The organism is Haploplasma modicum ATCC 29102, assembly GCF_000687835.1.
Classification (GTDB): domain Bacteria; phylum Bacillota_I; class Bacilli_A; order Acholeplasmatales; family Acholeplasmataceae; genus Haploplasma; species Haploplasma modicum.
The window spans coordinates 151,400-175,810 of the sequence record NZ_JHYB01000003.1 but is presented as its reverse complement, the minus strand read 5'-3'; the positions used below and the strand labels follow the sequence as shown (position 1 = coordinate 175,810).

General features: G+C 27.9%; 19 protein-coding genes and 1 tRNA gene. 16 read left to right on the top strand and 4 right to left on the bottom strand.

Annotation, left to right across the window (positions count from 1 at the left end):
* Positions 1-15: 15 nt before the first annotated feature.
* Both T352_RS0103370 and pulA read right to left on the bottom strand, forming a co-directional pair.
* Positions 16-363 (bottom strand): hypothetical protein, encoded by a 348-nt coding sequence (locus T352_RS0103370; RefSeq protein ID WP_026391764.1) that lies wholly within the window; start codon positions 361-363, stop codon positions 16-18.
* A complete protein-coding gene (gene pulA, locus T352_RS06880) occupies positions 360-3,290 on the bottom strand; it encodes a type I pullulanase (protein ID WP_162151162.1) in 2,931 nt (976 codons plus the stop codon). The genes T352_RS0103370 and pulA overlap by 4 nt, the downstream gene beginning before the upstream one ends.
* 173 nt (positions 3,291-3,463) lie before the next feature.
* Here pulA and T352_RS0103360 point away from each other — a divergent pair, with 173 nt between their 5' ends.
* The 6 genes from T352_RS0103360 to T352_RS0103335 all read left to right on the top strand — a co-directional run bounded on the left by T352_RS0103360 (position 3,464) and on the right by T352_RS0103335 (position 13,441).
* On the top strand, positions 3,464-4,930 hold the full coding sequence (locus T352_RS0103360) for a pullulanase-associated domain-containing protein (RefSeq protein WP_026391763.1): 1,467 nt from the start codon (positions 3,464-3,466) through the stop codon (positions 4,928-4,930).
* 13 nt (positions 4,931-4,943) lie between these two features.
* A complete protein-coding gene (locus T352_RS0103355) occupies positions 4,944-6,278 on the top strand; it encodes a sugar ABC transporter substrate-binding protein (protein WP_026391762.1) in 1,335 nt (444 codons plus the stop codon).
* Between the two features lie 75 nt (positions 6,279-6,353).
* Positions 6,354-8,816, top strand: a complete 2,463-nt coding sequence (locus T352_RS07260; protein ID WP_162151161.1) for a carbohydrate ABC transporter permease — start codon at positions 6,354-6,356, stop codon at positions 8,814-8,816.
* Between the two features lie 2 nt (positions 8,817-8,818).
* A complete protein-coding gene (locus tag T352_RS06870; protein WP_051615803.1) occupies positions 8,819-10,207 on the top strand; it encodes a sugar ABC transporter permease in 1,389 nt (462 codons plus the stop codon).
* Positions 10,208-10,223: 16 nt separating this feature from the next.
* A complete protein-coding gene (locus T352_RS0103340) occupies positions 10,224-11,513 on the top strand; it encodes an alpha-amylase family glycosyl hydrolase (protein WP_162151160.1) in 1,290 nt (429 codons plus the stop codon).
* Positions 11,510-13,441 carry an alpha-amylase family glycosyl hydrolase gene (locus tag T352_RS0103335; RefSeq protein ID WP_026391759.1) on the top strand — a complete coding sequence of 644 codons (1,932 nt, stop codon included), beginning with the start codon at positions 11,510-11,512 and terminating at the stop codon, positions 13,439-13,441. Before T352_RS0103340 ends, T352_RS0103335 begins: the two co-directional genes overlap by 4 nt.
* A 90-nt stretch (positions 13,442-13,531) precedes the next feature.
* Here the strand turns inward: T352_RS0103335 and T352_RS0103330 are convergent, their stop codons facing one another.
* Both T352_RS0103330 and T352_RS0103325 read right to left on the bottom strand, forming a co-directional pair.
* On the bottom strand, positions 13,532-14,500 hold the full coding sequence (locus tag T352_RS0103330; RefSeq protein ID WP_051615802.1) for a LacI family DNA-binding transcriptional regulator: 969 nt from the start codon (positions 14,498-14,500) through the stop codon (positions 13,532-13,534).
* 4 nt (positions 14,501-14,504) lie between these two features.
* A complete protein-coding gene (locus tag T352_RS0103325) occupies positions 14,505-16,295 on the bottom strand; it encodes a glycoside hydrolase family 13 protein (protein ID WP_162151159.1) in 1,791 nt (596 codons plus the stop codon).
* Between the two features lie 116 nt (positions 16,296-16,411).
* Here T352_RS0103325 and T352_RS0103320 point away from each other — a divergent pair, with 116 nt between their 5' ends.
* The 10 genes from T352_RS0103320 to T352_RS06370 all read left to right on the top strand — a co-directional run bounded on the left by T352_RS0103320 (position 16,412) and on the right by T352_RS06370 (position 24,343).
* On the top strand, positions 16,412-18,088 hold the full coding sequence (locus tag T352_RS0103320; RefSeq protein ID WP_210994351.1) for a glycoside hydrolase family 13 protein: 1,677 nt from the start codon (positions 16,412-16,414) through the stop codon (positions 18,086-18,088).
* A complete protein-coding gene (malQ, locus tag T352_RS0103315) occupies positions 18,085-19,551 on the top strand; it encodes a 4-alpha-glucanotransferase (RefSeq protein WP_035345082.1) in 1,467 nt (488 codons plus the stop codon). Before T352_RS0103320 ends, malQ begins: the two co-directional genes overlap by 4 nt.
* A 133-nt stretch (positions 19,552-19,684) precedes the next feature.
* Positions 19,685-20,569 carry a hypothetical protein gene (locus T352_RS0103310; protein ID WP_026391754.1) on the top strand — a complete coding sequence of 295 codons (885 nt, stop codon included), beginning with the start codon at positions 19,685-19,687 and terminating at the stop codon, positions 20,567-20,569.
* A gap of 22 nt (positions 20,570-20,591) precedes the next feature.
* Positions 20,592-20,675, top strand: a tRNA-Leu gene (locus tag T352_RS0103305).
* A gap of 80 nt (positions 20,676-20,755) precedes the next feature.
* Positions 20,756-20,914: a hypothetical protein gene (locus T352_RS07105; protein WP_156951186.1), complete on the top strand. Its 159-nt coding sequence runs from the start codon at positions 20,756-20,758 to the stop codon at positions 20,912-20,914.
* Between the two features lie 466 nt (positions 20,915-21,380).
* Positions 21,381-21,650: a hypothetical protein gene (locus T352_RS0103295; protein WP_330981586.1), complete on the top strand. Its 270-nt coding sequence runs from the start codon at positions 21,381-21,383 to the stop codon at positions 21,648-21,650.
* An 11-nt stretch (positions 21,651-21,661) separates the two neighbouring features.
* Complete coding sequence (locus tag T352_RS0103290; protein WP_026391752.1) at positions 21,662-21,874, top strand: hypothetical protein; 213 nt, start codon at positions 21,662-21,664, stop codon at positions 21,872-21,874.
* 38 nt (positions 21,875-21,912) lie between these two features.
* A complete protein-coding gene (locus T352_RS07045; RefSeq protein ID WP_026391751.1) occupies positions 21,913-22,116 on the top strand; it encodes an IS3 family transposase in 204 nt (67 codons plus the stop codon).
* Positions 22,117-22,396: 280 nt separating this feature from the next.
* Complete coding sequence (locus T352_RS06375; RefSeq protein WP_084301380.1) at positions 22,397-22,924, top strand: V-type ATP synthase subunit D; 528 nt, start codon at positions 22,397-22,399, stop codon at positions 22,922-22,924.
* Between the two features lie 171 nt (positions 22,925-23,095).
* Positions 23,096-24,343 (top strand): DNA adenine methylase, encoded by a 1,248-nt coding sequence (locus tag T352_RS06370; protein WP_051615800.1) that lies wholly within the window; start codon positions 23,096-23,098, stop codon positions 24,341-24,343.
* Positions 24,344-24,411 lie beyond the last annotated feature (68 nt).

Genomic DNA, 24,411 nt, shown 5'->3' with positions numbered 1-24,411 from the left:
AAAGGAGATTTTACTTTAATTATGCCAAGTTTTATTTAGTAATTTAAGTCCTAGATTAAATTCATTTTGATTGATAATATATTTTACAGTTAATATATCTTTATTTTGATTAACAAAAGTAATATTTAAGTATCTAGTTTTTGTTCCTATTTTTTCATCTAATTTATCGTAGATATTAACTGCTGAACTTTGTGCAATAACTTCTATTTTGTCTCTATCTTTTTCATAGATTTCAAGTTTAAAAGTATATGTATTACCATTTAATTCTTGTTCTAGAATCTTTGCATCATATTTTTTATCCTTACATGATACAAGACTTAGACTAATAAATAAGATGGAGAGGATTAGTAATATTTTTTTCATACTGTAATTTCTCCTTTTATTTTAACATCGCTATAATCTTTTCCAACTTTTAAATAATACTCAAGCTTTAATAAATTACCTTCTTTATCTCTAACAAGGATATTAATTAAATATTTTCCTTGTTTAGATGAGTCAAATGTTGATTTATAAATAACATCATATTTATCTAAGTCAATTTTAATATTATCTAAAACATCATAGTTATAATTTTCCTTTATTGTAACATTTTGTTTTTTTACTTTAACCTCAGAAATATCTTTATTTTCAATATATATTTGTGAAGTATTCATTAAAACAGTTGATTTATTATCTACAATATTTAAACCAAAGACAGAAGCATCAGTATAAGTAGTAAGTACCTTATATTTATTAGAATCATTAAATTTAAAGGTATAAGGTATAGCAACATTGCCTACATGGACAACAATTACTTTTGGCATATTTGGTAAGGTAATTTCAAAATGAATGATATTTGGATTTTTTGTATCAACAAAACGTAAGTGATTAATAATATCATTAGCATTATTAATTCTAAATTGTTGATAATTTTTTCTAATACTAATTAATGCTTTATAATATTCAAATACCATAACGTTGCTTGCTTTTTTGTCCCATCTAAGCTGATTTACAGAGTCTGGTGATTCATATGAGTTATCGTCATAACCACCAGATTCTAACGGCTTAGAACGCATAAAATCAACGCCTGCATGAAGGAATGGAATTCCTTGAGAAGTTAAGATCATTGCATTGGCCTGTATTTGCATTTTTGCTACTTTTTCATCATTTTTAATTCCAGTTAATCTAAGTTTATCATGTAAGGTATTATTGTCATGAGCACTAACATAATTAATTGTTCGGTTTGGACTTAAATGCCATTTGTCGACATTTACTTGTGGGTGATTAACTCCACCAGTAATACCATATTTTATATTTTCAACATGATTTTCTGGTTTTGCTGATTGTAACCATGCACCATCTTTTTCATCAAAAACAGAACCTTTTATTGCGTCTCTAGTATTATCATTAAATGCACCAACATTATTAAATTCTTTTATGTTATTTTTACCTGCAGCATTACTACTATCAATTGCTGCACCACCTGCATCCCAAGGCTCACCATAAATAACAATTGTTGGATCAATTTCATATAACATTTCTTCAATTTGTTTCATAGTCTCAACATCATGTAGAGCCATTAAATCAAATCTAAAACCGGATAAGTTATATTCTGTTGCTAAAAACTTAATTGAATCTAACATAAAGTTTCTAACCATTGATCTCTCACTTGCTGTTTCATTTCCAGTTCCACTACCATTTGAAAATGAACCAGAACTATTTAGTCGGTGATAATACCCAGGAATTATTTTATGGAAATTTGAGTTTTCAGATTCGCCAGTATGATTATATACAACGTCCATAATTACTCTTATATCATTATTGTGGAGAGTTTGTACTAATTGCTTAAATTCATTAATTCGTTTATTACCATCAAAAGGATTAGAAGAAAATGAACCTTCTAAAGTATTGAAGTGATAAGGCATATAACCCCAGTTAAAGGTATTTGTATATAGGGGATTTGTTGCCATTTCAGCTTCATCAACATAACCAAAATCAAAGATTGGTAGTAATTGAACTGCATTAATTCCAAGTTCTTTTAAATGTGCAAGTCCTGTTGTAACTGTAGTTCCTTCTTTATTTGTATAAGTAGTGTTATCTTCGGTGAATCCTAAAAATTTCCCTCTATTTTCCTCACTACCATTCCATGAACTGTGAGTAGTTAAATCTCTTACTTGTAATTCATATACAATATAGTCTGTTAAATTAACTACATTGTTTGGTCTATCATTGTAATTCCAACCGATAGGGTTTTGATTATTAAAATCAACAACCATTGATCTAAGCCCATTTGCTCCTGTTGAGTAGGAATAAGGATCAGTAACTTCATTTGTTATTCCTTGGTTTGTAACGCTAAATGTATAGTATTTATTAGCAAGATTACCATCTAAAATAATTTCCCAAGCACCTTTTTCAATTTTGTTTAACGGATATGTTGCATATGGGGTTATTTCTTCACTCTTTTCACCTTTATTATTATATTTAGGATGGCCCTGGTTATAAAGATTTAAAACAACATTACTTGAAAGTGGAGCCCAAAGTCTAAAAATTGTTTTATTTTCTTGATATGTAATACCAAGTTTTCCATCATAAGTATAATTGTCTTCAAAAATAGTTGTATCATATAAGTTATGAATTGAAATATCTTTTACTGAGATAACATTATCATCAAAGTAAGCTTTAACTTTATAGCTTTTAACTAAATCAATTTCTTTATTTATTTTTAAAGTTAAATTTTTATTTTCTTCAATTAAGGTTGAAATTAAAATATCATCTTCTAAAACTTCCACTTTATTTGCAATAGAAGTTAAATTAATTTTAACATCTAAATTTTTCTCAAAGTAAGTTGTTAATATTTTTGGTCGTTTATCTGGAATGTTATTTAAAATATCATCATCAGATAAACCAATATTTAAGTCCTGTTCAACAAAGTAAGCATGAATTTTATTGTCTTTCACTTGCATTTTACTAACCTCAAAGAACCTATCTCCCCCTGGTTCACGGTATCCTTCCCAACCGCCTTTTTTAATAATTATTCCGAATTTGGTTGTCTTAGTTAAATTTTCTTCAGATAAATTGACTTCCCTGAATGCTCCAAATTCATCAATATCATTTTCATAAAATTCAAAATCTTTTCCAGGCATATCTTTTGGTTCCTTTTCCCATAAATGGAAATTGAATCCTTCATAGTTATTATCATATCTATAATAATGAACTACTAATTTCATATTATTCGTGTTTGCTTGAACTAAAACTAAAAAATTAAGAAAAACAATCATAGTAGTAATTAAAGCAATAAATATTTTTTTCATTTTTTCCCCTCCCGAAGTTTTGATATGCTTATTATAGTTTATAAAAATATATGGTTCAATGTGGTAACGGTTGCAAAAAGGAAAACCTCCTAAAGCGTTTACACTATCTAGGTTATGTGATATTATAAAAATGTAATATTCAAAAAAAATAAAATAGTTTAGGGAGGAAAGAAATGAAAAAACTATTATTATCTTTATCGATAATATTTTCAGGAATTTTAATGTCTTCATTTTTATTTGCTGCAGAAGAAGCAGATAAAGCGACATTTATAGTTCATTATCAAAATTGGGAGAGTGACTATACTAATATAGGAGCTCATGCATGGGGTGGAACAGCAGGTCCAATGGCAAAACCAACAGGAACCGATGATTTTGGGATATTCTTCAAATATGAAAATATGCCAGTTCAAGGGGAATTAGGTTTTATAGCTGTTAAGTTTACAGATACCGAAAATAACAGTAGTCAAGACTGGAATGGAAAACAAACAGATGATGTTAAAATAAAATTAGATGACTTTGCAAAAGATCAAACACATCATATTTATGTATTCCAAGGTGCAGCAACATCAGCAACTAATCCAGCATACTATGCAGCTAAAAATGATAAATATAATTTATTATTAGTTTATGCAGACCCTGCAAATAAATATGAGGAAAACTTAGGCGTTCACATGTGGAATTCAGATGCTGATCCAGGATGGGGAGAACCAGCAAAAGTGTTTACTAAAGGTGGGTCACATACAGCAATTTCAGAAATTAAGGTTGCAATGATTTCATCATCAAACGCTGATTTAGGAATGTTAATTTATGCTGGTGGAGATGAAAACAAAAAAACAGGTGACGTTACATTTAAAAATGCAATTGGCGAAGAAACAACAGCTGCTTTAGGTCAAGTTGGCGTTGCTTATGTATATAGTAAGGGTGATGCATATACAAAGAATGATAACGTTGTATATAGTGTTGAAGAATTTGCACGTGAAGCATTTTCATTTAGATTACTTCCTATGGGAAGAGATAACCAAGGTTTATTAACTGGTACATATGCACCAAGACCAAATCAAGTTTTTGTTGAAACATCTTCAAACGTTGCAAATCCAGTTAAAGATGCTGTAGATAAAGAAGCAGCAACAAAAGAAGTTGCTTCATGGTTTACAGTTAAAGATAGTGCAGGAGCAGTAGTTAAGATTAAAGAAGTTCAGTTCAATGCTGCTGCTGAAACATTAAATAAATTTGTTATTATCTTGGATGCAAACTTAGATAACACTAAAGAATATGTAGTAACATTTGATTTAAAATTAACAACAGAGGATAACAAAAAAGCATCATTAGCAATAGATTTAGATAAAGAAGCTCCAGTTATTTCTTTTGTTTCACCAAGTGAAATCGTAGGGGAAGAAGAAGGAGACCGTATTATTATTGTAGAATGGAATAAAAAATTTGACCAAAATAAATTCCCAGGATTCATCTCTACAGATGATAGAGATGGCGATTTAACAAAATTAGTTTTCGTTCCAAAAGGGGAATTCTCAAAAATTAATACAAATGTTTTAGGCGACTATAAAATTGTATTAAGAGTTGAAGACACATGGGGTAATGTAACAGAAGAAACATTCATTTTCCGTGTTCAGAAAGTCAAATAAGGGGGGAAGAACTATGAAAAAACTATTAGGAATATTAATTATTTTAACATCTGTAGTTCTACTTGTATCATGTAATAAAAATGTTGGTAAGAACGGTGAAATTATTGACTTTTCAGAACAATATGGACAAAAGAGCAAAATTAGAGTTTGGATTGATGATGAAAATGGCGATTACATGAAAGAAGTAATTAAAGAATTCAATAAATTATATCCAAACATTCAAGTTGAACATCAACATAAAGGTTCTGTTGATGGTAGAGAACACTTAAAGACATTTGGTCCTTCAGGAAATGGTGCTGACGTATTCCAATTCCCACATGACCACTTATCACAAGCTGTTTTAGAAGATTTAGTACTACCATTACCAACAGCAACACAAGAAAAAATTGAAGAACGTACACACGAATTAGGAACAAGTATTGCAACACTATACTATGACGAATCAACTGGATCATTTGATCCAAGTAATCCTAATGCACAACCTAAGTTATATGCAGTACCAATGTCAATTGAGTCAGTAGGTTTATTCTACAATAAAAAGTTTGTTGAAACACCAGCTGCAACATATGAAGAATTAATTGCTGCTGCAAAAATTTGGAATGATAAGAAAGATGCTTCAGGAATAACTAATGCAGTAAACGGTAACTATTATTTAGGTATCTCAAGTCACTGGGCAGATAGTTACTTTATTCAACACATCTATTCAGCATTTGGTTTCTTACCATTCGGTGAAAATTTAAATGATCCAAGTGCTGTTGGATTTGAAAATGCAAAAGATGCTTTAACATGGATGAAAACTGAATTACAACCAATTACAACAGGTACTGGTGATCATAATTCAATTGAAGGTGGGAAATTATTTGAAGAAGGTAAAATTCCTTACGTTATTGGAGGACCATGGAATCACGAAGCATACCTTAAAGCAGGAATTGACTATGAAGTGGCAAGTCTTCCAACAATTAATGGAAAAGAAGCAAAACCATTTGCAGGTGCTATGATGGCTGCAGTATATAAATATTCAAAAAATCAAGCAGATGCAATTAAGTTCGTTGAATTCTTAAACTCAGACATCGCAATGGAATTACAATACAAAATGAAATCTAAATTGCCAGCTTTAAAAACTGAATTATTAGATAACATTGAAGGCATTAAAGCAGATAAAAACTTAATGGCTATGTCAAAACAGTTAGAAAGTGCTATCCCAATGCCAACAATACCTCAAGTAACATACTACTGGGGACCAGGTGAAACAATGATTAAAGAAGTTTGGAATGTTGGAAAAGATATTTTAACTGCAACTAAAGAAGCAGAAGCATCATACCGAACACTATCCGGATTAACATCTTAAAATTATTAGACAAAGATAAATCAGGGTGTCAGTAAATACTGCACCCTAATTTATTTTTATAGAAAAGAGGAGAGTATGAAAAAAAAGAGCTATTTAAAAGGGACAGCATCAGCGATAATACCAGGTTTAGGACAACTTTTAAATAAACAAGTGCTAAAAGCAATTTTCTTTTTTCTAATATTTGCTTTATTTATTAGTTTAGAATTGCAAACAGGTAATTATTTTGTTAAAGAAGAGTATGAAAATCAAGTTGCATATAATAAAATACCAGGTAAGGATTTTGGTGATTCTTGGTATAATTCAATGCTTGAGAACTATTATGGAGTCAAAATCAATTCATCTGTTTCTTCTAGTGATAAAGCAAGATATTTAGATTTAGAGTTTGAAGAATACTTGGATGAAATAGGTGTAGATGTTGTTTTTAATGAATCAAAAGGAAAATACGATATTAAAGGAATGGAGAACTTAACGGAAGATAAAGCATTAAAATATTTTGCAATGCAACTATCCAAGTCAAGTCCTAGAACCTATACTAACTTAAAAAATGGTGATGTTATTTCTTATGAGGATTTTGATTCAACAAATTACAAAAATATTAAAACAAAAGAAGTTTTATTCTATAACGAAGAAAGTGAAATATTTTTCTATGAACTAAGAACAGAACTTCCAGACAAGTCAGTCAAAAAAGAGTATGTTCAAACAAATTTGTTTACAAATAATATGATTGAAAATCCAATTGTTTTAGACAAAAATGATGGATTAATAGAAGTAAATAAATTAAATAGTTTTTTTACTGATGAAAATAATAATATCTATTTATCAGTAGAAATTAAAGAAGGAGAAACAAAAGAAGTTAAGTTTATCAAAATAAATTTTGATAATAAACTTGAATATTCGTTAGAAAACATAACTTTAACTAAAAAAGTGATCCAGGGACCAATTTATATATCTGAAACAGATTTCTTTGAGTACTATGAGCCATCATTATTACATAATGGGGTTAGATTACAGTATAAAGAACCAAAAATTATGAATATCTTTAGATTTACAATGGGTCAAACATTTAGAACACCAGGTAACAACTATAATGCAACTGATTTTGAAAAGTTAATGTTGAAGGTTTATTTTGAAATAAATCCTGATATTAGGGACAATTTTGTCTTACAGTATGATAATTTCTTTCATGATAAGGCAGGAATGTTTATTAAAGGTTATTGGTCAGTTGTAACACTAGGTAATGCAAAAAAACAAAACTTTACTAGTTATAATGCACTTAGAGAAGCAATGATCGGTAAAGCAACAAGTAAAGATAACATAAGTCAATATATAAGTTTAGTGGAAAGTGTTCCAATCCAGGGACATATCTCAACTATGATGTTAATTGAAGGACTTATTGCAGTAATTCTTTCTTTATTCTTCTTTATTTTTAATGTATGGTCAGCAATGGACGCATACAAAGTTCAAGAACAAAGAAGAAAAGAAGAAAAAGTTTTTAAGACAAAAGAATATTTTAAATCTGTATGGGATAATGGTTTTGAATATATAGTATTATCTCCAGCATTATTTGTTTTAGCGTTTATTTCAATTATGCCGATATTGTTTGGATTTATTATTGCATTTACATCAATCAGTGGTAACCAATCAATGGTTGAGAACTTTAATTATGTAGGGCTTAAAAACTTTATTGCTTTATTTGATTTTAATAGTAGTCTAGGTTCGTCATTTGGTAAAGCATTTTGGGGTGTTCTAGGCTGGACTATTATATGGGCAGTTTTATCAACAGTTACCGTATTTTTCGGTGGATTTATTCAAGCTTTAATTTTAAACAGTGATAAAGTTGTTTTAAGAAAATTATGGAGAACTATTCTAATTCTTCCATGGGCAATTCCAGCACTACTATCACAAATGGTGTTTTCAGTTATGTTTAAAGAAGTTGGTTTTATTAACCAAATATTAAGAGATATTGGCGTATATAATATCTTACAAAACATTGGAATATTAGGTAAACCGTTTAGTGAAATGACGGGATTCTTAAAATATTTCTGGCTAGGAAATGAAAACATTCAGTGGTTTACTAATGCATTTAACACCAACTTTGTTAAAACAACTTTAGTTGTTGTAAATATTTGGTTAGGTTTCCCATATTTTATGGCTTTAATGACTGGAATTATGACAGCAATTGATAAGACACTTTATGAAGCATCAGATATTGATGGTGCAACCGGATTCCAAAAAATAACTAAAATAACGATTCCACTTGTATTATATTCAACCGCTCCAATTTTAATTATGACATTTTCAGGGAACTTTAATAACTTTGGGGTAATCTATTTTATAACGGGTGGGGGACCGAATACAGGACTTGCATCTAGGGGTTATGCGGGATCTACCGATATTTTAATTTCTTGGATGTATAGTTTAACGGTAGATTACAGTATTTATAATATGGCTTCGGCATTTAGCGTTTTAGTCTTCTTGTTTGTAGGATCCATTACAGCATGGAACTTATCTAAGACAAGAGCATTCCAGGGGGACTGATTATGATAGGATTAATTATAATATTATTTTTAATTGTTTGGGCGTTATTATTTCAATATTTCTTAAATAATGATATTTTAAAAATGAAAAATATTGATGATAAAAGAACAAAATTACTATCATATATTCCAGTATATGGATATATCTATGTTAAGAAGCTTGAAATTAGAAGTAGAGAATATAAGAAAGAAAATATAAAATATTTATTTACTAGAGAACAAGTATTAAAAAGAATTGGTATAACATTTGTAATTTCACTATTAATAGTTATAGTTTTAGTACCAGTTATTTTAATATTATATTTACAAACCAAAAATAATTTAATTAGAAAAGCAGTACTTTATTATTTGATTTTATTATTAATATTATTAAATCAAGGATTAACTGTTGATTTCGGAAAAAAGAGAGATACAGAAAATTTAAAGATTGCATTAATTGGTTTAATTCCAATTGCAAGTTTCTTTATAGTTAATAAAATGTGTCCAAGCAAACGAACCTTTGTTAAAGGAAGAAGATTAATTGATTGCTTTACGCCTAAAAACATTATTAGTAGAATATTAATTCAGGGCCAAGTAGCATTAATGGCAATTATCGTTATAATACCAGTTATTTATATCTTTGGTATGGCATTTAGTGATTTAAAATCGGGTGTTCCAAACTCAATCTGGCCAGACAAACCAACATTTAATGCATTTGTAAGACTATTTAGTGAAACTAAATTTACAATGTGGTATAAAAATACAATTATTATTGCTTTAATTAACATGGTTGCTGGTACTGTAATTATTAGTGGTGCTGCATACGTTTTTGCTAGATATAATTTTAAAGGAAAGAAAGCAGGATTACTATCTATTTTAGTACTTCAAGCATTCCCTTCATTTATGGGATTACTTGCAATGTATGTATTGTTTTGGAAGTTTGGCCTATTAGGTAAACCAACGGCATTAACCATTCTTTATATTGGTGGCAGTATTCCTGGTAACCTTTGGTTAATTAAAGGTTTCCTAGATCAAATTCCAAGAGATTTAGACGAATCGGCAGAGATAGATGGTGCAAGTAAATTAAAAATATTTACATCAATTATCTTGCCACTTTCTATTCCAATTTTAACCTTTGTTGCTGTATCAATGTTTATGGGTCCTTGGATGGATTATATGCTACCAGGTTATTTATTAAACCATCCACCAAAAGGTGCCCCAGTTGATTATGATATTCAGCAGCAATGGACTTTAGCTGTTGGTATATTTAACTTTATTAATGATATTAACAATATTGATTATTCTGCCTTTGCAGCTGCATCATTAATTGTTGGTATGCCAATTGCGATACTTTACATGGTTTTCCAAAAATATTTAATTGAAGGAATCATGGCTGGAGCAACAAAAGGATAATTATAGAGGTGATATAATGGCATTAAATACAAATATTAATTTAAGAAATAAATCAATTTATCAAGTTTTTGTTAGGCAACATAGTAAAACTGGAGACTTTAAAGGTCTTCTAACTGATTTAGATCGTATTAAAAATATGGGTTTTGATATTGTATATTTACTTCCATTTCATCCAATCGGTAAAATTTCTAGAAAGGGTTCCATCGGGAGCCCTTATTCTATTATTGATTACTATGAAATAGATGAAAATATTGGTAACTTGGAAGATCTAATCTTACTTAAAAAAGAAGTAAATAAACGTGGTATGGATTTAATGATGGACATTGTTTTTAATCATACATCAAGAGATTCTTATTTAGTAAAGCATAAGCCAGAGTGGTTTTATAAAAATGAAAATGGTTTATTTGCAAATAGAGTCGGTGACTGGAGTGATATCACAGATCTAGATTTAAACAATTTAGAGGTTAGAGAATATTTAATTGACGTCTTAAAATATTGGGCTAAATATGTTGATGGTTTTAGATGTGATGTTGCACCACTATTACCAATTGATTTTTGGAGTGATGCAAGAGTTCAAGTAAATAAGGTTAATGAAAATATTTTATGGTTAACAGAATCAGTTGAATTAAGTTTCATTAAGTATATAAGAGACTTAGGTTTTGATGCATCAAGTGATTCACAAATGTATGACGTCTTTGATGTTTGTTATGACTATGATATTTTTAAATATATGGATAATTATTTAGATGGAAGTATGCCATTAAATAGATGGCTTACAAAAATAATTGAACAAGAAAGTATTTATCCCAAAAATTATGTAAAACTTAGATCATTTGAAAACCATGATCAAGCTAGAATTGCAAGCAAAGCCAAAAACAAAAATCAATTAATTAACTTAACTGCAATGCAATTTTTCATTAAAGGAATGCCGATGATTTATGCCGGTCAAGAACATCAAATTAAGCACCGACCAGACTTATTTGAGACGGATTTAATTATGTGGGATGAAAAGAATTCAATTGAAGACTATATTAAGACATTAAATGAAATTAAGAAAGATTTAGTATTTAAAGATGGAATTTTTAATCTAGAACATGAAAATGAAGCTGTCTTTTCATATCTTAAAGATCATACATTTATGTTAGGTATTTTTAATCTTGAAAATAGTAAAAGTATTAAAGTACCATTAAAAGATGGTCTATATTTAAATCTAATCAATAATGATATGATTAATATTAAAAATAATCTAATAAGTGATTATCTTGAACCAATTATTATAAAGACTGAGGTTATTAATAAAATATGAAAGCATATGTTGATAATTTAAATTTAATTAGAGTTGAAACTAACGAACCAATTAATAAAATTTTGTTACCAAAATATAAGTTAAAAAAAATATCAGATAATTTATATGAAACTGATAAAGAAATAGAACTACATTTAAGAGATGAAATAGTAATTAATGAAGTAGCGATTCCACTACTTTTAGGAAATGTTACTATAACTAATGAGTTTGACCAAAAATATCGTTATGATGGGACTCTTGGCTATAAATATAGTAAAGAAGAAACTAGTTTTAAGATTTTTAGTCCAGTTGCTAAAGATATAATTATTGTAATCGATGAATTAGAATATCAAATGAAATATCAACAACCAATCTGGCACTTAACAATTAATGAAGATTTACTTGATAAAAAGTATTACTATAAAATTAAGATTGAAGATACTTATGAAGCTGTTTTAGATCCTTACTGTTTTTCAATTGCAGAAGGTGAATGTTATATTATTGACTTTAGTAAAACAATCAAACTAGATAAAACACCTATTAAGATTAAAGAATATGCTGATGCTGTAATTTATGAAGGTCATGTTAGGGATTTAACCTTAAACCTAGATGTTAAAAATAAGGGACTGTTTAAAGGTTTAACTGAAAAAAGCAAAATATTAAATTCTACAATTCTTGATTACATAAAAAACTTAGGAATTACAAATCTTCAACTCTTACCTGTCTTTGACTTTGAAGATGTCGATGACTTAGATAAAGAAAAGTACTATAACTGGGGATATAATCCAAGTAATTATTTTAGTGTTGAAGGTTGGTACAGCAAAAATCCTAAATATCCCTATGCAAGAATTAATGAATTTAAGTCAGTAATTTCTTATGCTCATAGTATTAAGTTAGGAATTAACATGGACGTTGTTTATAATCATGTTTTTAATCATGAAACTTATCCTTATAATAAAATAGTACCTAACTATTTTTATAGACATGACAAAGACCATAAAATGACTAATAGTTCATATTGTGGCAATGATATTGAAACAACTAGATTTATGGTTAGAAAATTAATTGTTGATTCGTTAATTCATTTTACTAAGAATTACAAAATAGACGGATATAGATTTGATTTAATGGGACTTATGGATTTAGAAACAATGAGAGAAATTGAGTTGAAACTAAGAAAAATCAATCCATATATTATGTTGTATGGTGAAGGTTGGAATATGGATACAACCATTAAGGAAGTTGCTGCTAATATGAGTAATCAACATATGTTAGATGGATATGCTCATTTTAATGACTTTTTTAGAGATACACTAAAAGGTGATCTTCATGGAAATAATAAAGGTTATCTAAATGGCAACAACAAAAATATTGATAAAGTATTTAAATTATTAGTAGGTAGTCCTAATTTATTTGATAGTATTAACAAAAGTGTTAATTATATTGAATGTCATGATAACTTAACAGCATTTGATAGAATGCTTCTAACTAAAACTAAAGTAGATAAAATTAAAGATTATCTTGATTTTGGGAATAGTATTATTGCTATAAGCATGGGAATTCCTTTTTATCATGCTGGGCAAGAAAGTTACAGATCAAAAGAAGGAGATGAAAACTCCTATAAAAGTAGTGAAAAATTAAATGCTATTAAATGGAACTTTAAAGGACAAAACATTACTAACTTTAAAGAAATATTAAAGATAAGAAAGAAATATTTAGATCATTATAAAAATCCAAGTGATGCATCAATTACATATAATAAAAAAGTATTAAGATATGTTGTTGAGCATAATGGAATTATTTTAGAACATATCTTAATAAATGACTACAAACGAAGAAAGATTAAATTTGATGGCAAACTAATATTTAAAAATAAAGAAGTAAATATTAAAAAAGATTCATTCATAATAAATAAACCAGGTGTTTATATCTTATTGAAAAGTAGATAAAAACAATACTAAAATTAAAACTAAGGACTATTATTAATAGACTTTAGTTTTTTTTACATAAAAAAATCCCTAGAATACTAGGGATAAATATTAAATTGAATCTCTTTCAATTAAATCAACATCAATGACATCATGAAGTGTTTCTAATTCATAGTTTCTAATTAGTCTAGCAAGCTTTATAAATGTTTGTTGCCCCATTAGTCTTACAGGTTGATTAATAGTTGATAGCCTTGGTGATGACCAACTAGCAAAAGCAGTATTGTCATAGCCAACAATAGAAATATCTTCAGGAACTTTTTTTCCAATCTTTTTAATGATATTCATTGTTGCTAGGGCTATTGTATCAGAAAATGCAAATATTGCATCAGTTTTTGGATTGTTAATAAGAATTTGTTCAATTAATTTTGTATCAGGCTTTACTAAGTCAAAATCAAAAATATCAACATATAAATTATTATCTTTAAACACATTTAAGGCACCAATAGTACGTTCAACAGTTGTTAGTAAGAAAGATGGACCGCGAAAGACCATAATATTTTTTCTGCCACGTTTTACTAAGGCACTTGCTCCAAGTTCACCACCTCTAATGTTGTTAGAAGTAATTGAGGGAATATTTTCATCTAAAATATGATCGATTGTAATAATTGGGATATTTAGAGTTTCTAATTTATCTTTATTAGTAAAGTTAGAAGCTATAATTAAACCATCAACACTATATTCTTCAAAGAATCTTAAATATTCTAATTCACGTTCAGGATCATCACCAGTATGACAAAACATTGTTTTATAACCACTTGATGCTGCTTGTAGTTCAATACCTTCCAGCAATTCCCCGTAAAAAGTCGGTCCAATATGTGGAACAATAACACCAATGATTTTTGATGATCTACTTGATAAGCTTCTAGCTAACTGATTTGGAACAAAACCTAACTCATCAATAATCTTTAAAATAATATCTTTTGTATCTTTATGAACATAACCTTTTTGATTAATAACTCTAGATACAGTAGACACACTAACATTTGCCTTTTTAGCAACATCTCTAATTGTTGGTTTCAAAAAATCACTCCTTATATAGTAAAATAAATTTGTATTTATCTAAACTTATTTTATCATAAAACATCGTTTTATTTGTAAAGAGATTTAGATATGTATCACTAAGATTTTCATTCAAGTTAAAATTAATACTATCAGTAGAATTATTAATAACTACTAATAATGTTTTTCCATCTATTTCCTTAGTAAATGCTAATACGTCCCCATCAATAAAATTATAATCAGATAATTTAAATACCTCATAATTATTTCTTAAAGTTATAAGCTTCTTTATAAAATCAAAGAGTTCTAAATCTTGTTTGTCTTTATCCCAAATCATTGGTCTTCTATTATCAGGATCATGATTTCCTGTTAAACCAATTTCCCCACCATAATAAATATTTGGTGCACCTGCCGATAAGAACATAAATAAATAAGCTAATTTCACACGGTCTTTATTGTCTTTTAATCTTCTTAGTATTCTAACTGTATCATGACTATCAATTAAGTTGAACATATTATTAATCACATTTTTAGGTGTTAATGCTAAGTAAGTATTAATGATATCTTTAAATGTTTGTAGATCTATTTTATGTTCAAAATATTCCCAAATTGGATAAGCTAAATCATAATTCATTACAGAATCCATTTGGTCACCTAATAGCCATGGAAGTGATTGATCCCAGTTTTCTCCAAGAATAAAACTATCTGGGTTAGCTTTTCTTGCTGTTTTCTTAATCTCTCTTAAAAAGTCATGACTAATTTCGTTTGAAACGTCTAAGCGCCATCCATCGATGTTATATTCTTCTAGCCAGTATCTAATTACTTCATTTAAGTGAATTTTAGTATAAATATCATCAGTATTCCACTTAGGCATAAAAGGAGTATAAGCAAACGTTCTATAATTTAATTTATTATCTTCATTTAAGTAGTGATTTCCAAGTTCATCTTTAAGTTTAGGTTCACCATTTTCATCTAGAGGAAAATTAAGGACTGGATAATCTAAAATATGAAAACTATTTTTATAAACACTATTTTCATTGTTTTTAATGACATCTAAAAAATATGGATGTAAAAAACCACAATGATTAAAAACACCATCTAACATTATCCTAATGTTATTTTTATGACATTCTTCGACTAACATTTTAAAGTCTTCATTAGTTCCAAATGAAGGATCAATTTTAAAGTAATCAATTGTATCGTATTTATGAGCTGTTCTTGCTTCAAAGATTGGAGTAAAATAAATCCCTGTAATACCTAATTCCTTTAAATAAGGAATTTTTTCCATAATTCCTTTTAGATTACCACCAAATATTTGGTTATTTCTAACTGGATATGTATCAAAGCTTAATTTTGGATCACTAGTATAAAATCTATCTGGGAAAATTTGATACCAAGTAGTATCTTTAATCCACTTAGGTGAGTGGTGTAAATCTTCATAATTGATATATGGGTAATTAAAGTAGTTTGATAGATTAAATGTATCTTCAATAGTTGGATTAGTAACTAACCTTTTAGCCCCATAAAGACTAAAATTCCCATTATTATCTTTAAGACTAAAAATATATTTTACTCTTAAATCTACTAATGAAACCTCAGCAAAATAATAATCAAAGTCACTTGTTTGATATCTTTTTACCATTTTTTCTTTCTTATAAACCCAACCATTTTTGTTCCATTCAAAAGGATCCCCGTAAATAAGTTTAACTTCTTTTAAATCATTTCTTGCAGTTCTTAGAGTTAAATGAACTCTGGATTCATCATAAGCATAGGCATATTCAGATTTTGACCTATGTAATAAAGCATGTATATTCATATTATCACCAACCATATTATAACATTTTTAAAAGGGCTTTCATTGTGAGACCGATAACACAATTTACTAGTTAAAAACTTATGATAAAATATACATAGTAAAGGCGGGCGATTTGATTGAGAAAGTGGTGGATGACTAGAAACGGTTATCAAATTTATCCAAGAAGTTTCTTTGACTCTAACAATGATGGAATTGGTGATATTAAAGGTATTACTTTAAAGTTAGATTATTTGAAAGAACTTGGTATTGATTTAATTTGGATTTGTCCTTTTTATGATTCGCCGATGGATGATAATGGATATGATGTAAGAAATTTTTTTGATGTAGCAAAAGAGTTTGGTACCTTAGATGATTTTAAAGAATTATTGAAGAAAGCTAAAACTTTAGATATTAAAATAATTTTAGATTTTGTCTTAAATCATACATCAGATGAACATCCTTGGTTCATTGAATCAAGAAGTAGTATAAATAATGATAAAAGGGATTATTATATTTGGGAAGAGGGTAAGTTAGTTAATGATAAATTAATGCCACCAACAAACTGGGGTTCTTTTTTCTCGGGAAGTGCTTGGAATTATGATCAACAAACAAATATGTTTTATATGAAAATTTTTTCAAATAAAATGCCTGATTTAAACTGGAAAAACAAAGAAGTAAGAAATGAAATGATTAATGTTGGTAAATGGTGGTTAGATTTAGGTGTTGATGGTTTTAGAATTGATGCTGTAAGTCATTTAGATAGAGCACCTTTTATTGATTCAACTAAAAGTAATGAAATAGTTCTAGATTGGAATAAGTTTTCTAATCTTCCTAAAGTACATACATATTTAAAAGAATTAAATGAAAAACTATTTAGTAAATATGATGCTTTAACAATAGGTGAAGTTGGAGGTGCAGCCTCAATTAAGTCAGGATTAAAATATAGTGCATTTGATAGATTTGAATTATCAATGGTATTTAATTTTGATCATAATTGGTGCAATAATCTTAATGATATTACTGACTATAAGGATTTAAAGACTGATGTTTTATCACTTAAGAGAGTATTTAATAATTGGCAAACGGCCTTTACGGATAAAGGGTGGTTACCACTAAACTGGTTAAACCATGATCAACCAAGACTAATGAGCCATTATGGTGACTTAGCATTTTTTAAGGAGTCTGCGAAAATGCTTGCAACCGCACTTTATTTAATGCGAGGAACACCGTTTATTTATCAAGGTGAAGAAATCGGTATGACAAATTATCATTTTACAAAATTTAGTGAGTTTAATGATGTTTCAAGTATTAATCATTATCATTCGTTAGATAAAGATTTAAGTGAAAAAGAAAAGTTGAGAATTGTTGCTAAGAGTTCTAGAGATCACGCTAGAACGGGAATCCAGTGGGAAAATAGTGAGTTTGCTGGATTTAGTAAGGTTAAACCTAAAGTATTAATAAATAGTAACTATAAAGATATTAATGTATTAGATAACATTAGTGATGAATCATCTATTTGGCACCATTATAAAAAAATTCTAGAACTTAGAAAAAATAGTGAATATCAAGAAGTTTTAGTTTTCGGTAAATATAAACAATTAAAATTAAAAGATCCTAATTTATATATTTATGAAAGAGAAAGTAATGATAAAAAGATATTAGTAATTAACTCTTTTTCTAAAGATGTATATGAGTATAAAGTTACTTATAAAGTAAAAAACATTTTATTAAAAAATTATGAAGATATCTTAATAAAAAATAATATAATTAAATTAAGACCGTATGAGTCGGTTGTCTTGGAGGTATTCAAATGAAAAGGGAAACAGGAATATTATTACACGTAACAAGTCTACCTAGTGAGCATGGAATTGGTACATTTGGAAGAGAAGCTTATAAGTTTGTTGATTTTTTAGAAAAAACAAATCAAACTTATTGGCAAATTTTACCACTCGGACCAACATCTTATGGTGATTCACCATATCAAAGTTTTTCATCAAATGCATTAAACCCATATTTTATTGATCTAGACTTTTTAGTAATTGATCATTTATTGAAAATAGAAGATATTAAAATATCTGAGTTTGAAGATAAAATAGATTACGGAAGACTATATCAAGAAAGATATCTTATTCTTAGAAAAGCATTTAAAAACTTTGACTTAAATAAACATGAATTTAAAGAGTTTGTAAGAAATAATGACTGGTTATATGACTATGCACTTTTTATGGCTATTAAGAAGGGATATGACGATATCTCGCTTCTTTATTGGCCAAATGAAGTAAGACTAAGAGATCCATTAACTATTAAAGAGTTAGAGGAAAAATATCACGATGAAATTAACTTCCAAATGTTTATGCAATATATTGCTTATTTCCAGTATTTTAATCTAAAAGAGTATGCAAATAGAAGAGGCATTAAAATAATCGGTGATATTCCAATATATGTATCATATGACAGTAGTGATTGTTTTACAAATCCTAAATTATTCCAATTAGATAAAGATAATAAACCAACCCATGTTGCAGGAGTACCACCAGATAACTTCTCAAAAGATGGACAGTTATGGGGGAATCCATTATACAACTGGGAAAAACATAGGGAAGAAAACTTTAAATGGTGGATTGAAAGAATTAAACATCAAACTAATCTTTTTGATATGATTAGAGTAGATCACTTCATTGGATTTGTTAACTATTTTAGCATTCCAGCAAATGAAGAAACAGCAAAAAACGGTAAATGGGAAAAAGCATTAGGAAGGGAACTATTATTAAAAGTTAGTGAAGAGTTAGGTAACCTTAATATTATAGCTGAAGATCTAGGAGTTATTACTGATGAGGTTAGAGCACTGCTTAAGGAAACAAACTATCCAGGAATGAAGCTATTGCAGTTTGCTTTTGATTCAAGAGAAGAAAGTGATTATATTCCTCATTTATACTCAGAAAATTCAATTGCTTATACAGGAACTCATGATAATGAAACAACAAAAGAATGGTTTACAAAGCTAAATGAAAATGATTTAACTTATTGCCTTGATTATATTAATTGTGATAACCTAGACTTAGCAACCGATTCTTTAATTAAAGAAACGTTAAAATCAAAAGCACGAATAAGTATCATTCCAATGCAAGATTACTTAAACTTAGGAAGTGAAGCAAGAATGAATACACCTTCAACACTTGGTGGTAATTGGCAATGGCGCTTAAATAAAGATTATCAAACAGAAAAACTAATAAATAAGGTAAGACACTTCACAAATCTTTATGGAAGAAACAGATAAAATAATATGGTCAACTGAATTTATAATTCAATTGACCATTTTTTAAATACTTATTTATTCAATTATTTTTTGATTATCTTGTAAAAAGAGTAATTAAAAGGTATTATATATAAAGATAGAAAGAAGTGATTAGATGAGAAGCACAGCATTTAAAATAATATATGGAATAATGGTTTTATTAATAGGATTTATGTTTATCTCAAATGCCTTAATGGATAGAACAAGAAATTTCTTTGAACAAGAAGCACTAGTAAATTTAAACGAAGGAAAAATAACAGACTTTGTTGATAATACAATGTTAATTGTTGGTTCAAACAAATACTTAGAAGAACCGATTTATAGATTTGTTTATAATAGTGAAGATATTAACTTTAAAGTTTATATTTATCATTTCACAAAAGAAAGCAAAAAATCAGTAACAGAAGGAATAATGTTATATCTTCATGATTTTAGCTCAAAAGAAAATTTTGATGGAATAAGATTAGAAATAAAAGAAAACAGTAGTACATTTATTTCAAACAATTATAACCTAAAATTCAAAGAGGGAATATTAAAAGGATTTGTAGCCGAACCTATTTATTTTAGTGAAGTCAAATTTTATAACGATACACAAAATAATTCAACAAGTTTAAGTAAAATCAATCAAATTAACTTCAAAGGAATTAAAGAAGATAAAGTCTTAGACGATAGTTTCCTAGAAATAAACAACGATGATTTATATGACCTAAACTCAGCAAGTGAACCTGAATACAAAATAGAAGGAAAAACAATCATTTCAAATAGTTTCAATGGTAATACTGATGCCTATAAATCCATCATTGAAAAATATGAATTAGAAGAGAGAACAAAAACACCAGATTTTACAACTCTTTCAAAATATAATAACGTATTAACTAGAACACTTATTCTTTATGCGGTTGTATCAACACTAACAACAGCCTTAGTATTTTTCGGTAGACCACTGTTAAATAAAATAAAATCACGTAAAGTTTCAAAAGATATTGACAAAGACAACTAAATAGATGTATAATAGTTGTTGCGCGGGTGTGGCGGAACTGGCAGACGCACTAGACTTAGGATCTAGCGCCATTGGCGTGCAGGTTCGATTCCTGTCACCCGCACCATACAAAACTGAACTGACTCCCAAAAGTTGGAGATAAGGTATAATAACCATACCTAATCTTAAACAAAGGAGTCTTTTTTTATGAGATTAACATTAGAAGAAAAACTAAAGATGTGTGAGGAACATGTTTTAAACAAAAAATCTCTATCACATATTTCAGAAGATAACGGAAATTATAATATAGGAAATTTAAAGTATTTAATAAATTTTTATAAGAAATTTGGGAAAGATGTTTTTTAAATCGGGAAGATAAAATATATTATAGAGATACAAAACTATTAGCGATTTCAAGAGTATTAAAAAATGGAGAATCAATAAGAAGTGTTTCTTTAGATTTAGGTTTATTAGATCCAACTATACTAGGTGGATGGTTAAAGATTTATAGAGCTAAAGGAGAAGCAGGAATAGAAGATACTTACCCTGAAAGAATTATGTTTTAAAAGATGAAAGAGCAAAAGTAATAGTTGATAAAAAACTTATTGAAGAAAACCAAAGATTAAGAGCGGAGATAGAGTATTTAAAAAAATCTCAATCCTTAACCAAAAAACTAGAAGGTGTAACAAATAAAGAAAAAGCTTTAATTGTTATGGAGTTAAGGAAAGAGTTTAAATTAGAAATCCTTCTAGAAATAACAGGAATGGCAAGTTCAGTATATTAATATCATTTATCAGAGTTTAAATAAGAGAAACCAGATAAATATGAAGAGATTAAAAAAGTGATAGATTATCTTTATAAAGACAAACATAAGAAAATAATGGGCTATCAAAGAATTCATATAGAACTTATAAAGTTAGGCTATCATATTGGCAAAAACAAAGTAAACGATATAATGAGGGAAAAGGAATATCTTAAGATTAAAAAAAGAAACTGGCGCAAATATAATTCATATGAAGGTGATATGGGAGGAGTAAAAGTTAATGAAATGAGTCAAAATTTCAAAAATCTTTTCCATATGAAAAAGCAGGTACAGATATAAGTGTGTTTCCTTTGGATGAAGAGTCAGTTTATCTATCGCCAATTATTGATTTTGATTCACGTGAGGTACTAGCTTATAAGGCAGGAAAAGACGTGAAAATGGATAAAAAAATGTTAATGTTAGATGACCTTGAAAAGATACATGGAAATAAAATAAAAGGGATGATGATCCAATCTGATCAAGGAGTGCAATATCAAAACTCTAGGTATAGAGAACGTTTATAAAAGTTAGGGATTATTCAATCAATGAGTAGAAAAGGGAACTGTTTGACAATAGTCCAACTGAAACTTTTTTTGGAAGAATGAAAGAAGAAATGTGGTATGGCCATGAACACAAATATAAAAATGCTGATGATTTACTAGCAGCAATTGATGAGTATATAAATTACTATAATACAACAAGAATAGTGTCTAAATTAAAAATGAGTCCTGTTGATTATAGACATAAAATAATAAATGAATTATAATAGGTGTGGATTAATTGATTTTATCTCCAACTTAATAGAGTCGATTCAATAGTATAGGTTTGATACATATGTATCAGACCTTTTTTTTATGCAAAAAATGACGCTTTTGACTGTTTTTAGCATAAAAACCACTTATTTTTTTAGAAAATAGAAATTTCAATAGTAAAAACTATGAAAACGATATAAAACCAACAAGTTTTTATAAAAAATAATGATAAATATTATTACAAAGATAAGGAGTAACTATGAACAAAGGCCAAATTAATCCAACAAGAATGGAATTAATGAAACTAGGGAATTAAGTGAAGAAGTTGATTTACTTTTTTCTGATGTTTTAGGTGTGTTTGTTAAAATGAAACAAAAAAAGGCCTTAGTAGACATTTATGAAATGTTAATGATTCTTAGTAGTAAAATTGAAATTGATTATAAACATAAATCAATTATGACTGTTGAAATACCTAAAATTGATTTAAAAGAAATTGATACAAAAGGTAATCAAATATATAGTGAAATAAGTGCACCAATGGAAATTAATGAAGTAGAAAATAAAATGAATGATCTATTTCCTAAACTAATTAAACTATCCGAAATGGAACAAAGTATTCACTTAATGACGGAAGAAATAGCAAAAAATAGAAGAAGAGTTAACGTTATTGAAAATGTAATGATTCCAGACTTAAGAGATAATATTAAAAGAATAACAATGAAACTTGAAGATACTGAACGTAGTAATACAGTTAGAATTATGAAGAGTAAGGATATTGTTATGGAAAAGGTATTAGCTGAAAGAGCTAAGAGAAATAAATAGAAAAAATGCCACTTTTTAAGCTGCAAGCTTAGAGGTGGTTTTTTATTCAATATAAAATAAATATAATTATAAGGTATATATTTTTTCAATTAATTGGCGAAATTGTGTTGATACTTTCTTTATGATATAATTATAATAGTTAATAAACAATTGATAGGAGAGAATGATGAAATGATGAAACCATTTGTTAAATGGGCAGGCGGTAAAAGACAGATTTCCGATATAATTATTGAAAAAATTCATATGTTTACTAAGTTCAATAGTGGTGATTATACTTTTCATGAACCGTTTGTTGGTGGCGGCTCAATATTTATTAAGTTAAAGCACGATAAAACTATAATTAATGACTTAAACAACGAACTAATTAATGCATATAAAATTGTAAAAGATAATCCTAAAAAATTAATTGAAAAACTTTCTGAACACAAAAAAAAATATAATGAAATAGAAAATTATTATTATGATATTCGTAAAATAGACAGAGATAAAGAAGAATATAACAATATGGAAGATTATGAAAAGGCTGCAAGAACTATTTTTCTCAATAAAACATGCTATAACGGTTTGTATAGAGTAAATTTAAGAGGTGAATTCAACACTCCAGAAGGCAAGTATAAAAATCCTAGCATTTATGAAGAAGAAAACATTTATAAATTATCAAGTTATTTTTCCAAAAGTGTAGAAATACTAAGCGGAAATTACAAAGATGCACTTATGAAAGTAAAAAAAGGAGACATAATTTATGTTGATCCACCTTATGATTATGGTGGAGAAAATGGCTTTACGGGATATCAAAAAGAGGGATTTACATTTGATGATTTCAAAGAACTTAAAAAAATGTTGGATAAACAAATTTCTAAAGGAGCTTATGTGATAATATCAAATAATGCAACAGACAGAGTAATTGAACTATTTGAAAATGATATAAATTATGAAATATTTTTCAACATTGAACATATAAATACACTTAGAACAATAAATAGTAATGGTTCTTCAAGAAAATCCGGGAAAGAAATTATTATACTAGGATATGGCACAAATTTTCCTGAAGATATTTCCTTCGATGAGCTGATGAAAATTATTTCTACAAATAACATTAAAATATACGAAGATGATTCATTACAAAAATATCTAAACACTTTAAGATACCTTGGCCTAATTACTAATAAAAAAAATTTCACTAAAAAAGGAAAAAAACTAAAGAAAAGTTCTAATAACGCAATTAAAAAATATATATATAATGAACTAATGAATAAAGAAGTCTTTAAGGAAGTTTTTAATATGGATACAACCGAAAAAGATTTTTCTAAAAGGGTAAAGGATGTTATTAGTAATAAGTTTGAAAATTATTCAAAGGAGTTATTAGAAGAAAAAGTGAAAATTACCAAAAAATGGGTATCTTATTTTGAAATTAACTAAATCTATAATAATTGTATAATAATTTTTAATAGTTTTTTATTGTATAAAATTTACTTAAAATATAATAG

Excerpts from the sequence above, each read along its gene's own strand:
- T352_RS0103325 (WP_162151159.1), bottom strand. The coding sequence starts at position 16,295 with ATGAATATACATGCTTTATTACATAGGTCAAAATCTGAATATGCCTAT.
- T352_RS0103340 (WP_162151160.1), top strand. The coding sequence starts at position 10,224 with ATGGCATTAAATACAAATATTAATTTAAGAAATAAATCAATTTATCAA.
- T352_RS0103310 (WP_026391754.1), top strand. The coding sequence starts at position 19,685 with ATGAGAAGCACAGCATTTAAAATAATATATGGAATAATGGTTTTATTA.
- T352_RS07105 (WP_156951186.1), top strand. The coding sequence starts at position 20,756 with ATGAGATTAACATTAGAAGAAAAACTAAAGATGTGTGAGGAACATGTT.
- T352_RS0103370 (WP_026391764.1), bottom strand. The coding sequence starts at position 363 with ATGAAAAAAATATTACTAATCCTCTCCATCTTATTTATTAGTCTAAGT.
- T352_RS0103355 (WP_026391762.1), top strand. The coding sequence starts at position 4,944 with ATGAAAAAACTATTAGGAATATTAATTATTTTAACATCTGTAGTTCTA.
- T352_RS07260 (WP_162151161.1), top strand. The coding sequence starts at position 6,354 with ATGAAAAAAAAGAGCTATTTAAAAGGGACAGCATCAGCGATAATACCA.
- T352_RS0103360 (WP_026391763.1), top strand. The coding sequence starts at position 3,464 with ATGAAAAAACTATTATTATCTTTATCGATAATATTTTCAGGAATTTTA.
- T352_RS0103335 (WP_026391759.1), top strand. The coding sequence starts at position 11,510 with ATGAAAGCATATGTTGATAATTTAAATTTAATTAGAGTTGAAACTAAC.
- T352_RS06370 (WP_051615800.1), top strand. The coding sequence starts at position 23,096 with ATGATGAAACCATTTGTTAAATGGGCAGGCGGTAAAAGACAGATTTCC.
- T352_RS06870 (WP_051615803.1), top strand. The coding sequence starts at position 8,819 with ATGATAGGATTAATTATAATATTATTTTTAATTGTTTGGGCGTTATTA.
- pulA (WP_162151162.1), bottom strand. The coding sequence starts at position 3,290 with ATGAAAAAAATATTTATTGCTTTAATTACTACTATGATTGTTTTTCTT.
- malQ (WP_035345082.1), top strand. The coding sequence starts at position 18,085 with ATGAAAAGGGAAACAGGAATATTATTACACGTAACAAGTCTACCTAGT.